Below are 13,830 nucleotides of genomic sequence, written 5' to 3' on the forward strand. Positions count from 1 at the left end.
ATTTGATTTTAAAGTACTTTTTCTAATAATTCAATATATATTTTAATCCCTTCTTCAATCTCATTCACGTAAATAAACTCGTCAGCCGAATGCGATCGTGTGCTATCTCCTGGTCCTAGTTTTAACGATGGACAACTCAACACCGCTTGATCAGATAATGTTGGCGAACCATAAGTGCTTCTACCAATTTCTATTCCTGCAATTACCAATGGATGATCGATAGGAATGGACGACGAATTTAATTTTATGCTACGCGGAATAATACTATCACAAGGCGCTTCTTTCTGTAAAATATCGACAATGTCTTGGTTAGAATATTTATCGTTTACCCGAACATCAACCACTAATTTCACATCTGCTGGAACCGCATTATGCTGCTTTCCTGCATTTATTTGCGTAACAGTCAACTTTACCTCTCCCAAAGCTTCAGATGTTTTATTAAATGTGTAATTTTTAAACCATTCTAAAACTTGAATGGTATTATAAATCGCATTATCGTGATTTGGATGCGCAGCATGACTAGGCGTTCCTTTTACGATTGCATCAAACACAACCAAGCCTTTTTCAGCAACAGCTAAATTCATTAAAGTTGGTTCTCCAACAATAGCGACATCCACTTTTGGAATGACCGACAACATACTATTTAACCCATTTTCTCCACTACTCTCTTCTTCAGCGGAAGCGACAATAACCAGATTAAAATTTAGATTTTCTCTGCCATAGAAATAGGCAAACGTTGCTAACAAACTCACCAAACATCCTCCAGCATCATTACTTCCTAAACCATATAATCTTCCATCTTCAACAATCGCTTTAAACGGATCTTTGGTGTAGCCATTATTTGGTTTTACCGTATCGTGATGCGAGTTTAATAATAGCGTTGGTTTGCTCTCGTCAAAATATTTATTGGTTGCCCAAACATTATGATTGGTTCTTTTAAAAGGAATATCCTGCTGCACAAACCATTGCTCAATATGCGCTGCTGTTGGTCCTTCTTCTGAAGAAAATGACTGCGTTTCTATCAATTGTTTTAATAAAGCAATTGCTCTTGTTGTTAGTTTTTCTATCATTTGGTAATGGTTGTGTGTGTATTATTTTTATCGAAAAGCATGTCTGATTTACCAATACAAACTTTTTGCACTTGATTATTTACAGCATGAAAACAGTTGTTTAATTTTGGCAGCATGCCTTCATAAATAATACCATTTTCAATTAACGGTTGGTAGCTTTTGGTGTTTATGTTTTCGATAACAGAATCGTCATTATTTACATCTTCTAAAACTCCGTTTTTTTCGAAGCAATAATATAATTCAGTTTTATATTTTACTGCAAAACCTATTGCTAATTCGGAAGCAATCGTATCTGCATTGGTATTTAATAATTGCCCGTTTTTATCATGAGTAATCGCACAAAACACAGGTGTAATTTCATTATTTAAAAGAATTTCTAACGTTTCAGTATTTACCTTTTTGACGTCTCCAGCAAATCCATAATCGATAGGTTTTGATGGTCTTAAATCTGAAACTATTGTGTTTCCGTCTGCACCAGAAAAACCAATAGCATTACAATTGTTGGCTTGTAATTGTGCGACTATAGTTTTATTGATTTTTCCAGCATATACCATGGTAATAATATCTAAAGTCACTTGATCGGTTACTCGTCTTCCGTCAATCATTTTAACCTCAACTTGCATTTGTTGTGCTAATTTGGTTGCTAATTTTCCACCACCATGCACTAGGATTTTAGGAGCATCTATAGTCGCAAATGCTTTTAGGAATTGCTGTAAGGCGTTATCATCATCGATGATGTTTCCTCCAATTTTTATGATTTTTAGTGTTTTCATGCTTATTCTTCTTTTGATGTGATACTGAAATGAATTCAGTATGACGATGTAATCTGTTTCAATTAAAAGATTGCTTCAATCGTTCCTCATTCGCAATGACGTTTACAATTCTTCCAAAATCTGCTTCAACACAATTTGTGCAGCAAAAGTCCTATTATTTGCTTGTTGGATTACAACAGAATGCTCGTCATCCAAAACCGCATCTTCCACAACCACATTAAGCCTTACGGGCAAGCAATGCATAAATTTCGCATTACCCAACTTCGCTTTTGTCATCATCCAATTCTCGTCCTGACTAAGCACTTTTCCATAGTCTTTATAATTACTCCAGTTTTTCACGTAGACAAAATCGGCACCTTTCAAAGCCTCTTCTTGATTGTGATTTATTGGTGTGTTTTCCGTAATTGCTTCGCTTAATTCATAACCTTCAGGATGAGTAATTGTTAAATCGACATCCATATTTTGCATCATTTCTACAAACGAATTTGCAACCGCTTGTGGCAATGCTTTTGGATGTGGCGCCCAAGACAAGACTACTTTTGGTTTCGCTTTTTTAGATAATTCAGTTATAGTAATAGCATCTGCCAATGCTTGTAAAGGATGCGCTGTTGCACTCTCCATATTTACAATTGGCACTGTTGCGTATTTTATAAAGCTGTTCATCACAAATTCACTTTCATCCTTTTTCTTATCTGTTAAACTAGGAAACGCTCTAACCGCAATCACATCTCCATACTGCGAAATCACTTGTGCAGCCTCTTTAATGTGCTCTGACGTGTTTGCATTCATGATTGTTCCATCTTCAAATTCTAGGTTCCATGCGTCATTCACATTTAGGATCATCACATCCATTCCTAGGTTCTTTGCTGCTTTTTCGGTACTTAATCGCGTTCGTAAACTGCAATTAAAAAACAGCATGACTAATGTTTTATGGCTTCCTAAATCTTCGAATTTAAAGGGGTTCTTTTTTAGTGAAATCGCGTCCTTTATAGTTTCTTGAAGATTTGATATGTCTTTTATTTCTGTATACTTTTTCATCTATTTATTACTTTAATCTTACTGAATTCATTTCAACTTCTCACTGTTATGTGATTCCGAAACTAGTGCAGAATGACGTTGCTATTTAATTCTTGTTTCTAAGCCTTTAATGCTCAATATAACTGCTATTACAAACACTTATTTTCATGTATCCACAACTCTCGTCAAGCTGAATTTATTTCAGCTTCTCATTATGATGTGATTCTGAAACTAGTTCAGAATGACGTTGCGACTTAGTTCTTATTTCTAAGCATTTAATGCTAAACATAACTGCTATTACAAATACTTATTTTCATGTATCCACAACTCTCATCAAGCTGAATTTAGTTCAGCTTCCCGCTTATTATGTGATTCTGAAACTAGTTCAGAATGACGTTACTCGCATTACCATTTTAATTCCTTTTTTAAAGCCTCAAAAAACAAATCGACATGTTCTTTTTTGATGGTTAAAGGCGGAAGAATTCGTAATAAATTAGGATTCTTCGCACTTCCTGTAAATATCTTATGTTCAAAAATTAGCTTTTTACGTAATTCAGCTACCGGAAAATCAAATTCCAATCCTAACATTAAACCACGTCCTTTTATATTTTTAATTGCCGAAATTTCTTTTGCTTTCTCAATAAAATAAGCTGAGATATCCTTAGCATTTTGCATCAAATGCTCTTCTTCAATTACTTCCAAAACAGTAGAAGACGCAACACAAGCTAAGTGATTTCCACCAAAAGTGGTTCCTAATAGACCAAAAGAAGCTTTAATATTTGGATGAATTAAAATCCCACCAATCGGAAACCCATTTCCCATACCTTTGGCAATCGAAATAATATCTGGAGTCACATTATATTTCTGAAACGCGAAGAAATCGCCAGTTCTACCAAAACCAGATTGCACTTCATCTGCAATAAAACACGTATTGTATTTTTTGCATAATGCATCTACACCTTCGTAGAATGCAACAGTACTTTCGTCCAATCCGCCAACACCTTGAATACACTCAATAATTACTGCACAAACATCGTTTTTAGCTAGTGCTTTTTCTACACCTTCTAAGTCTCCTAATTCTAGAATCTCAACCTCTTGCTGTGCATTAATTGGTGCTATAATCTTCGCATTATCTGTTGCTGCAACTGCTGCTGATGTACGACCATGAAAGCCATTTTTAAAAGCAACTACTTTTTTCTTTCCGTTATGGAATGACGCCAGTTTTAAAGCATTTTCATTGGCTTCTGCTCCAGAATTACACAAAAACAATTCATAGTCTGTACAACCGGATAATTGCTCTAACTTGTCGGCTAATTGTACTTGTAATGGATTCTGAATCGAGTTGCTATAAAACCCTAATTTGGCGACTTGATCAGAAATGGCAGCCACATATTTAGGATGTGAATGCCCAATAGAAATCACCGCATGTCCACCATATAAATCTAAATATTTGGTATTGTTTTCATCGTAAACAAAAACATCTTCTGCCTTTACAGGTGTGATATCGAATAAAGGATACACGTTAAATAAACTCATATCTGTTCTTCTTTAATGTTACTAATCTTGTTAAACGAGGCAATCATACCTTGTATTAAAGACGAACTCAATCCTTTGTGTTCCATCTCATTCAAACCTTCAATCGTACACCCTTTTGGCGTGGTTACACGATCTATTTCCTCTTCTGGATGATTCCCATTGGTAATCAATAAGCTCGCAGCGCCTTCACTAGTATACATCGCTAATTCTTGCGCTTCTTTAGCATCAAACCCTAACTGAATAGCAGCTTGTGTTGTCGCTCTAATTAAACGCATCCAAAACGCAACACCACTTGCGCAAACCACAGTGGCTGCTTGCATTTGACTTTCCGGAATACTTAACGAATGTCCTAAACGGTTAAAAATAGCCTCAGCGATTTTAATACGTTTTGCACCTTGCACATTACTACACAAACACGTCATGGATTTACCAACTGCAATTGCTGTGTTTGGCATCGCACGAATGATAAATTTATCGACACCAACTTGCGCTTCAATCTTAGGAATTAGAAAACCTGTAATGGTCGAAATCAAGACGTGCTTCTCTGTTAATTCCGCCTTAATGTCATTCAATATTTGCTCAAAATGCGCTGGTTGCACTGCAAAAATGATGATATCAGATTGCCTTACAGCTTCGGTATTATCCGTTGTTAAATGCACATTTTTATAACCATCAAATTCTTGAATGTCTTCCAAATTCCGTTTGGTTAAATACAAACTAGTAATGGCATTGTTGGTTATCAATCCTTTTGCAATGGACTTTCCTAAGTTTCCTGTTCCTATAATTGCTATTTTCATTTGTTCGTTTTTATTTGTCATTACGAAGATTACTGAAATCAAAATATATTTTGATTAAAAGTAGATGGCGCAGCCAATGACTGAAGTAATCTCTTTAAACAGATTGCTTCAGGTTTACTTCGTTCACTCGTAAATCTCGCAATGACTACTATCTTTTTAATTAAACTTTATTTTCACTTAAACCTTTCGACTGCGCTCAAGGTGACATTTTTATATTGTTTTGACGTTACCACAAGGGTCGCGTTTTCCGTTATATCTTTTTTGCCTTGTTCTCGATACAAATTTGCTCATGCTTCACAAATTCACTCGAACTGATGTCAAAAAAGGATGCCACTTCAACCGCTAACGCAGCAGCTGTACTTTTAAAAATAAGTTGCTTTTAGTTTTAAACCTTCTGTTTCATCAAAACCAAACATTAAATTCATGTTTTGAACAGCTTGCCCAGAAGCACCTTTTAGTAAATTATCAATAATGCTTGTTACCAATAATTTATCTTCATGCTTATGTAAATGAAGAATACACTTATTGGTATTTACCACTTGTTTTAAATGAATCTCATCATCCGAAACTACAGTAAAAGCAGCATCTTTATAAAATTCGCTATACAATGCTTTTGCATCTTCCAAGCTTCCTTTAAACTTAGTATACATGGTTGCGAAAATTCCTCTAGAAAAATCACCGCGATTTGGCATAAAGTTGATGTCTGACTTAAAATTAGACTGCAACAGTTTCACCGATTGGTTAATCTCTCCTAAATGTTGATGCGTAAAAGCCTTATAATGCGAAAAATTATTATCTCGCCACGTAAAATGCGTGGTTGCAGATAATGATGTTCCCGCTCCTGTTGCTCCTGTAACCGCATTAATATGCACATCGTTTTGCAAAACTTCAGCTTTAGCTAAAGGCAACAATGCTAACTGAATAGCAGATGCAAAACACCCTGGATTTGCAATGTAATTCGCTTTTTTTATCGCTTCTTTATTTAATTCCGGCAAACCATAAACAAACGTTTTTCCTTCAAAAATGGCGTCTTTAGTTAATCTGAAATCATTACTTAAATCGATGATTTTAGTTTCAGTAGAAAATGAATTGTTCTCTAAAAATGCTTTAGAATTTCCGTGACCTAAACACAAAAACAACACGTCTACTTCTGAATTAATTTTACTTGAAAACTCCAAATCTGTACTACCAATTAAATCTTGGTGTACTTTATATATCTTATTTCCAGCATTAGAGGTACTGTAAATAAAATTGATGTTAGCTTTTGGATGATTTAACAACAATCTAATAAGTTCTCCAGCTGTATAACCTGCACCTCCAATAATTCCTATTTCTATTTTTTTCATTACAACTTGTCTTTCAGACCTGTCCGGTTTTAAAAACCTGACAGGTCTCACTCAATTAATTAATTATTTACTTGTTGATAAATCTTATTTTGATTTCCTACAATTTTGATAAATCCTTTAGCTTCATCCGCTGTCCAACCTTTATTTTCTTCGCCATAACTTCCAAACTTCGCATTCATTAAATCATGCTTAGAACTGATTCCGTCTACAGTAAAATGGTATGGTTTTAAGCTCACAAAAACATCTCCCGATACTTTGTCTTGGCTGCTTTGTAAAAAGGCTTCCATGTCACGCATTACAGGATCTAAATATTGCCCTTCATGCAAATGCATTCCGTAGAAATTAGACATATAATCCTTATGTTGTAATTGCCACTTCGTTAGTGTATGCTTTTCTAATAAATGATGTGCTTTTATAATCACCAAAGCAGCTGCTGCTTCAAAACCAACACGTCCTTTAATACCAACTATTGTATCTCCAACATGAATATCTCTACCAATTGCATACGCAGACGCCAAATTGTTTAACACTTCAATATTTACGTCTGATGCGTTTTTACTTCCATTTACAGCAACCAATTCTCCTTTTAAAAAGGTTAATGTCACTTTTTCATCCTCTGCACGTTTTAATTGCGAAGGATAAGCGGTTTCTGGTAATGGTTTTTCTGATGTTAATGTTTCTTCTCCACCAACACTAGTTCCCCAAAGTCCTTTATTAACAGAATACTTTGCCTTTTCCCAAGAAGCTTCGATACCGTTTTCTTTTAAGTAATCAATTTCTTGTTGTCTGCTTAAACTTCCGTCTCTAATTGGCGTGATGATTTTAATATGTGGCGCTAACGTTTGAAAAATCATATCAAAACGTACTTGATCGTTTCCTGCTCCTGTGCTTCCGTGTGCGATATATTCGGCATCAATACTTTTAGCATATTCGATAATTTCGATTGCCTGAATAATACGCTCTGCACTTACAGACAAAGGATAGGTGTTATTCTTCAAAACATTTCCGAAGATTAAATACTTAATCACTTTATCATAATACGAGGCAATAGCGACGATGTTCTTATAGGTCGACACGCCCATCTTGTAGGCATTTGTTTCGATGGTTTGAATTTCTGCATCAGAAAAGCCTCCAGTATTTACACTTACTGCATGCACATCGTAACCTGCTTTACTTAAACTTACTGCGCAATAGGATGTATCTAATCCACCACTATATGCTATTACTAATTTGCCTTTATTTTTCATTCTTTTCTTTTTTAAGGAACATGGATTGTTTTATATTTTTCAATCTGGTCCATACTTTTTTATCATGATTATTTACTGCTGGTTTTGTTGCTTCCTTTTTAGAAGGATCATACAACATACCTGTACATAAGCACATTTTTTGCTCTGTTCTTGTCAAAACATCAAAGTTTTTGCAGGTCTGACAGCCATTCCAAAAGGATTGATCGTCTGTTAATTCTGAAAACGTAACAGGTTTATAACCTAAATCACTATTCATTTTCATAACTGCTAAACCCGTAGTAATACTAAATACTTTAGCCTCCGGAAACTTGGTTCTAGAATGCTCGAATATTTTCTGTTTGATCTGCTTAGCTAAGCCAATGTTTCTAAAATCTGGATGTACAATTAATCCAGAATTGGCTACAAATTTGCCATGACCCCATTGTTCGATATAACAAAAGCCTGCAAATTTATCGCCCTCTAAAGCAATAACAGCATTACCATTTTCCATTTTGGTAATGATGTATTCAGGCTTGCGTTTTGCAATACCAGTTCCTCTAACTTGAGCAGCATCAGCAATAGTATTACAAATAATATCTGCGTAAATACTATGTGATTTATCAGCAATAACAATTTCCATTGTAATTGAATTTTAAATTAAAAAATGTGATGATTTTTGTTTTTGAAAGCAGAACCGGACTCACCTTAGTTCTATAAATAGAAGTACACCCTAAGGGCGGCAACGAAAAATTGGTCGTAGGGTTATCCTGTTATTATTTCTAATAATTGTATTTGAAAAAGAAAATATTTGTGTTGAATTGTTCACTGTCTGAAAAAAAATAAAAACTATTAACTAAAAGCTTGAAGTATGCGTATTAGCGACGTCGTCTGCGTAATAGCAAACTTGTGGGTCTTTCGTTTTTATTTAGTGTTGTAAACATGGTGTAAAACTATAAATTAATTTAATACAAACTAGTAAAACATTCAATTAGTGCAATTTTTTATGAAATCATTATTTTCAAGCCTAATAATTATATAAATCTCACTATTAGGCGTTTCTGACTTGAAAAATTATAAAATATAATCTGTACTTACAAAGTTTGATGCTCTAGATTCTAACAATTCTTTTAAAATAGCATTGTTATACTCATTATCTTTTGAAGCTACAAACGTCCGTATTGAAAAAGAACGTAACGCATCATGCACACTTAACGTTGCAACTGCAGAATCTTTACGCCCTGTAAACGGATATACGTCTGGTCCACGTTGACAAGAACTGTTTAAATTAACACGACAAACTAAGTTTACTAACGTATCTATTAAAGGCGCCAACGTTTTTACGTCTTGCCCGAATAAACTGACTTGCTGCCCGTAATTAGAAGCAGCCATATCATCTAAAGGTTCTTCAATATCAGTAAAAGGAACAATAGGAATAACAGGTCCAAATTGTTCTTCCTGAAAGACACGCATATCTTTAGACACTGGATATAAAACCGCTGGAAAAATGTAGTTTTCTGTCGTTTCTCCTCCTTTTGCATTAATGATACTAGCTCCTTTTGCAGTCGCGTCATCAATTAACTCTTGTATATAAGCTGGCTTCCCTGGCTCTGGTAATGGTGTTAACTTAACACCATCTTCCCAAGGATTACCAAACTTAAGCGCGTCTACTTTTGCTGAGAATCGCTTATTGAATTCTTCTATAATATCTTCATGTACATAAAGCACCTTTAATGCCGTACAACGTTGTCCGTTAAATGAAGTTGCACCTGCAATACATTCGTCTATCGCTAAATCTAAATCGGCATCTTTTAAAACGATTGCTGGGTTTTTAGCTTCTAAACCTAAAACCGAACGTAATCTATTACTTTTTGGATGCTGATTTTGTAATGCATTTGCCGATTTACTATTCCCTATTAAAGCTAAAACATCTACTTTACCAGACTGCATGATTGGTGTAGCAACCGTTCTTCCTCTTCCATAAATAATATTAACAACACCTTTTGGAAAACTAGTTTGAAACGCTTCCAATAATGGTGAAATTAATAAAATACCATGTTTTGCTGGTTTAAAAATGGCTGTATTACCCATAATTAAAGCAGGAATTAACAATGCAAAAGTTTCATTTAAAGGATAATTATAAGGGCCTAAACACAAAACAACTCCTAAAGGTCCACGACGAATATGTGCGTTGACACCTGCATTTTTCTCAAACTTAGCACTGTCGCGATCCATTTGTTTATAATCTTCAATAGTATCGTAAATGTATTCTACGGTTCTGTCAAATTCCTTTTGAGAATCTGGTAAGTTTTTACCAATTTCCCACATTAGCAACTTCACGATTTCTTCTCGCTTCGTTTTCATTTGAGCAACAAAATTTTCCATACAAACAATACGATCTACCACTTTCATGGTTGGCCACAAACCTTGCCCTTTATTGTATGCAACGCAAGCCGCATCTAAAGCTTCTAACGCTTCTTTTTCTCCTAAGGTTGGAATACTTCCTAATAAAGTAGGCTTATAATCTTCAGTAGAAGAAATAGTAGAAAACACTTGTGATGTTTCGCCTTTCCAAGGTTTCAATTCACCTCCTACTAAATAGGTTTTTTGGTTTAAAACTTCTTGTATTTGATACGCTTTTGGAATGCTCATTGTCTTTTTTATTTAAACTAAGAATTGAAATAAATCTGGTTTATCATTTAGGTAATCTCCATAAAAATTATGAAGTTTCATTTTGGTAATTAAAGGTTCTAAATCTGCAGGTGATTTTAGCTCTAATCCCACAACAGCGACGTCGTTTTCACGATTTACTTTTTTGGTGTATTCAAAATGAGTGATATCATCGTTTGGCCCAAGTATATCTACTACAAAATCTCTTAAAGCTCCCGAACGTTGTGGAAACTTTACAATGAAATAATGTTTTAAATTGGCATACAATAATGCACGCTCCTTAATTTCGGCAGTACGTGTGATATCGTTATTACTTCCGCTAATTACGCAAACCACATTTTTTCCTTTTATTTCTTCGGAAAATTGCTCTAATGCAGAAAGACTTAAAGCTCCTGCAGGCTCTACAATAATTGCATCTTTATTATATAAATCTAAAATGGTTTGACACACCTTACCTTCGTCTACCGTAACCACGCGATGTAAAGTTTCTTTACATATTGCGAAATTTAAATCGCCAACACGTTTAACAGCAGCACCATCTACAAAACTATCGATAGTCTTTAACTCTGTGTTTTTATTATTTCTAATAGAAGTTAACATTGCCGGCGCACCTTTTGGTTCCACGCTAATAATCTTTGTTTCTGGTGATAAAATTTTAAAAACAGATGATAATCCAGCGGCAAGTCCGCCACCACCAACTGGTACAAAAACGTAATGAATTGGATGCTCCTTAGCCTGATCTATAATCTCTAAACCAACAGTTGCCTGACCTTCAATCACTTTCTCATCATTAAAAGGATGAATAAATGTTTTATTCAGCGCTTGGCACTGTTCCATTGCTGCATGATAAGCATCATCAAAAGTATCACCAACCAAAACAACGTCCACATAATCCTCTCCAAACATTTTAACCTGTTCCACCTTTTGATTTGGTGTAGGAGAAGGCATAAATATGGTGCCTTTAATTTTAAGAAGCTTACACGAAATAGCTACTCCTTGCGCATGATTTCCTGCACTTGCGCATACAATTTCATTCTCTATTTGAGTAGCGTCTAAAGATGAAATTTTATTATAAGATCCTCGAATTTTATACGAACGCACCTCTTGTAAATCCTCTCTTTTAAAAAATATATTCGCTCCAAAATGCTTAGAATAACGTGCATTCCTCATAAGAGGCGTTACAGTTGCGATTCCTTTTAATTTATTTGCAGCAGCTTCTACAGCCTCAAGAGTTGGTCTGTATGTTGTTTTAGTTTCTTCCATGTTTACTTCCTACGAAAGCAGGAGTTTCATCCTACTTTCTCATAATTACATTCTATTTATAGATCCTTGTCTTTGCAGTAATGACGCTATATTTATGCTAAAACTGAATCTTCAGTCTTTACATCTGATTTTATAATTTTCATTGCAGTCATTGCAGCTCTTAATCGCTTTCCTACAGCTTCGATTGGATGATTTCTAATCGCATCGTTTACTGCTATTAATTCGATATTATCCACTCCTGTTGTTGTAGAAAATGATTTACCAATAATGTCTGTATCTACCGTTTTCATGAAATCTGTTAATAACGGTTTACAAGCATGGTCAAATAAATAACATCCGTATTCTGCAGTATCCGAAATTACTCTGTTCATTTCAAATAATTTTTTTCTAGCAATTGTATTAGCAATTAATGGTAGTTCATGAAGTGATTCGTAATAAGCAGAATCTTCAATAATCCCTGCACTTACCATAGTTTCGTATGCTAGTTCCACACCAGACTTTACAAATGCTACTAATAACGTTCCATGATCAAAATACTCTTGCTCAGAAATATGATTTGGTGTTAACTCTGTTTTCTCAAAAGCAGTTTCACCTGTTGCAGCTCTCCATTTTAAAAGGTTTACATCATCATTTGCCCAATCTTCCATCATTGTTTTTGAAAAATGACCAGAAATAATATCGTCCATATGCTTTTCGAATAACGGACGCATGATGTCTTTTAATTCTTCAGATAATTGGTATGCTTTTACTTTTGCTGGATTAGATAAACGGTCCATCATGTTTGTAATTCCTCCATGCTTTAAAGCTTCTGTAATTGTTTCCCAACCAAACTGGATTAATTTTCCAGCATAACCAGGTTCAATACCCTCTGCAACCATTTTATCAAACGATAAAATCGCACCTGTTTGAAGTAAACCACATAAAATGGTTTGCTCACCCATTAAATCACTTTTTACCTCAGCAACAAAAGACGATTCTAACACACCTGCACGATGCCCACCAGTTCCAGCAGCATAGGCTTTCGCCTGAGCCCAACCTTTATTTTCTGGATCGTTTTCTGGATGTACAGCAATTAATGTTGGCACACCAAAACCACGTTTATATTCTTCTCTAACTTCTGTTCCTGGACACTTTGGAGCAACCATAATAACAGTGATATCCTCTCTAACCTGGGTTCCTTCTTCAACAATATTAAATCCGTGAGAATAACTTAATGTCGCTCCTTTTTTCATTAGAGGCATTATCGCTTTTACTACGTTTGTATGTTGCTTATCTGGTGTTAAATTTAATACTAAATCTGCAGTAGGAATTAACTCGTCATAAGTCCCAACAGTAAACCCGTTAGAATTTGCGTTTTTAAAAGACTCGCGTTGCTCGTCTATCGCCACTTGTCTTAATGTATACGAAATATCCAAACCAGAATCTCTCATGTTTAATCCTTGGTTTAAACCTTGTGCGCCGCAACCAACAATTACAATCTTCTTTCCTTTCAATGCATTTACACCATCTTCAAATTCTGAAGCATCCATGAATCTACATTTACCTAATTGATCTAATTGATTTCTTAATGATAATGTGTTAAAGTAATTTGACATTGTATTGTTTTTTATTGATTAAATGCTACAAGCATTTTTGATATTTCCATTGGTTCTTTAGTCACTGCAATACGTCCTGAACGCGTAAATTGCATGATTCCAAAAACAGTTAATTCTCTATGTAATAAATCTATTTCTTCTTTTCTACCAGACTTTTCGATAACAAAAAACTCTTTGTTAACAGTAACAATTCTGGAATTGCTTTCTTTAATTATATTCTGAATTTGGCGTTCATCAAACAACAAATCTGATTTCATCTTAAAAATGCACGATTCTTGATAAATCGTTTCATCCTCTGTGTGATAGTACGCTTTAATAACTTCGACTTGCTTTTCTATTTGACCAATAATTTTTTTCATTTGATCCTCTGAAAGCGCAACTACCATAGTCCATTTAGTAACATTTTCAATTTCTGAAACTGAAGAATTAATACTTTCAATATTAATATGCCTTCTTTGAAAAATAGCTGAAATCCTATTTAATAATCCGATATTGTTTTCGGTATAAATGGAAACGGTATATAAATTATTTTCATTCATA

The 13,830-nt window shown here is 34.7% G+C and carries 12 protein-coding genes; all 12 read right to left on the reverse strand.

The features are described 5' to 3' along the window. Positions 1 to 8: 8 nt before the first annotated feature. Positions 9 to 1,070 carry a M20 family metallo-hydrolase gene (locus Q0935_RS08015; RefSeq protein WP_299384330.1) on the reverse strand — a complete coding sequence of 354 codons (1,062 nt, stop codon included), beginning with the start codon at positions 1,068 to 1,070 and terminating at the stop codon, positions 9 to 11. Next, positions 1,067 to 1,843 carry an acetylglutamate kinase gene (argB, locus tag Q0935_RS08020; RefSeq protein WP_299384335.1) on the reverse strand — a complete coding sequence of 259 codons (777 nt, stop codon included), beginning with the start codon at positions 1,841 to 1,843 and terminating at the stop codon, positions 1,067 to 1,069. The genes Q0935_RS08015 and argB overlap by 4 nt, the downstream gene beginning before the upstream one ends. Before the next feature lie 102 nt (positions 1,844 to 1,945). Then, complete coding sequence (locus tag Q0935_RS08025) at positions 1,946 to 2,881, reverse strand: acetylornithine carbamoyltransferase (RefSeq protein ID WP_299384338.1); 936 nt, start codon at positions 2,879 to 2,881, stop codon at positions 1,946 to 1,948. Positions 2,882 to 3,265: 384 nt separating this feature from the next. Beyond that, positions 3,266 to 4,396 (reverse strand): aminotransferase class III-fold pyridoxal phosphate-dependent enzyme, encoded by a 1,131-nt coding sequence (locus tag Q0935_RS08030; protein ID WP_299384342.1) that lies wholly within the window; start codon positions 4,394 to 4,396, stop codon positions 3,266 to 3,268. Continuing rightward, complete coding sequence (gene proC / locus Q0935_RS08035; protein WP_281846358.1) at positions 4,393 to 5,193, reverse strand: pyrroline-5-carboxylate reductase; 801 nt, start codon at positions 5,191 to 5,193, stop codon at positions 4,393 to 4,395. Before proC ends, Q0935_RS08030 begins: the two co-directional genes overlap by 4 nt. A 362-nt stretch (positions 5,194 to 5,555) precedes the next feature. After that, the gene (gene argC, locus Q0935_RS08040; RefSeq protein WP_299384352.1) at positions 5,556 to 6,539 is read right to left on the reverse strand and encodes an N-acetyl-gamma-glutamyl-phosphate reductase; all 984 of its coding nucleotides are present in this window, start codon (positions 6,537 to 6,539) and stop codon (positions 5,556 to 5,558) included. Positions 6,540 to 6,598: 59 nt separating this feature from the next. Further along, entirely contained in the window at positions 6,599 to 7,786 is a 1,188-nt protein-coding gene (locus Q0935_RS08045; RefSeq protein WP_299384356.1) for an argininosuccinate synthase domain-containing protein, read from the reverse strand. Beyond that, positions 7,776 to 8,405, reverse strand: a complete 630-nt coding sequence (locus tag Q0935_RS08050; RefSeq protein WP_282070281.1) for a GNAT family N-acetyltransferase — start codon at positions 8,403 to 8,405, stop codon at positions 7,776 to 7,778. Before Q0935_RS08050 ends, Q0935_RS08045 begins: the two co-directional genes overlap by 11 nt. 431 nt (positions 8,406 to 8,836) lie before the next feature. Further along, a complete protein-coding gene (locus tag Q0935_RS08055; RefSeq protein WP_299384365.1) occupies positions 8,837 to 10,414 on the reverse strand; it encodes an NADP-dependent glyceraldehyde-3-phosphate dehydrogenase in 1,578 nt (525 codons plus the stop codon). Between the two features lie 12 nt (positions 10,415 to 10,426). Next, entirely contained in the window at positions 10,427 to 11,695 is a 1,269-nt protein-coding gene (ilvA, locus tag Q0935_RS08060) for a threonine ammonia-lyase IlvA (RefSeq protein WP_299384370.1), read from the reverse strand. 92 nt (positions 11,696 to 11,787) lie between these two features. Further along, on the reverse strand, positions 11,788 to 13,290 hold the full coding sequence (gene ilvC / locus Q0935_RS08065; RefSeq protein WP_299250783.1) for a ketol-acid reductoisomerase: 1,503 nt from the start codon (positions 13,288 to 13,290) through the stop codon (positions 11,788 to 11,790). A gap of 11 nt (positions 13,291 to 13,301) precedes the next feature. Continuing rightward, positions 13,302 to 13,829 (reverse strand): acetolactate synthase small subunit, encoded by a 528-nt coding sequence (ilvN, locus tag Q0935_RS08070; RefSeq protein WP_299384374.1) that lies wholly within the window; start codon positions 13,827 to 13,829, stop codon positions 13,302 to 13,304. Between the last annotated feature and the right edge of the window lies 1 nt (position 13,830).

Source organism: uncultured Lacinutrix sp. (assembly GCF_947500605.1).
GTDB lineage: Bacteria > Bacteroidota > Bacteroidia > Flavobacteriales > Flavobacteriaceae > Lacinutrix.

Bases quoted from the DNA above. Each gene is read 5' to 3' on its own strand.
- Q0935_RS08015 (WP_299384330.1), bottom strand. From the start codon at position 1,070: ATGATAGAAAAACTAACAACAAGAGCAATTGCTTTATTAAAACAATTG.
- argB (WP_299384335.1), bottom strand. From the start codon at position 1,843: ATGAAAACACTAAAAATCATAAAAATTGGAGGAAACATCATCGATGAT.
- Q0935_RS08025 (WP_299384338.1), bottom strand. From the start codon at position 2,881: ATGAAAAAGTATACAGAAATAAAAGACATATCAAATCTTCAAGAAACT.
- Q0935_RS08030 (WP_299384342.1), bottom strand. From the start codon at position 4,396: ATGAGTTTATTTAACGTGTATCCTTTATTCGATATCACACCTGTAAAG.
- proC (WP_281846358.1), bottom strand. From the start codon at position 5,193: ATGAAAATAGCAATTATAGGAACAGGAAACTTAGGAAAGTCCATTGCA.
- argC (WP_299384352.1), bottom strand. From the start codon at position 6,539: ATGAAAAAAATAGAAATAGGAATTATTGGAGGTGCAGGTTATACAGCT.
- Q0935_RS08045 (WP_299384356.1), bottom strand. From the start codon at position 7,786: ATGAAAAATAAAGGCAAATTAGTAATAGCATATAGTGGTGGATTAGAT.
- Q0935_RS08050 (WP_282070281.1), bottom strand. From the start codon at position 8,405: ATGGAAATTGTTATTGCTGATAAATCACATAGTATTTACGCAGATATT.
- Q0935_RS08055 (WP_299384365.1), bottom strand. From the start codon at position 10,414: ATGAGCATTCCAAAAGCGTATCAAATACAAGAAGTTTTAAACCAAAAA.
- ilvA (WP_299384370.1), bottom strand. From the start codon at position 11,695: ATGGAAGAAACTAAAACAACATACAGACCAACTCTTGAGGCTGTAGAA.
- ilvC (WP_299250783.1), bottom strand. From the start codon at position 13,290: ATGTCAAATTACTTTAACACATTATCATTAAGAAATCAATTAGATCAA.
- ilvN (WP_299384374.1), bottom strand. From the start codon at position 13,829: ATGAATGAAAATAATTTATATACCGTTTCCATTTATACCGAAAACAAT.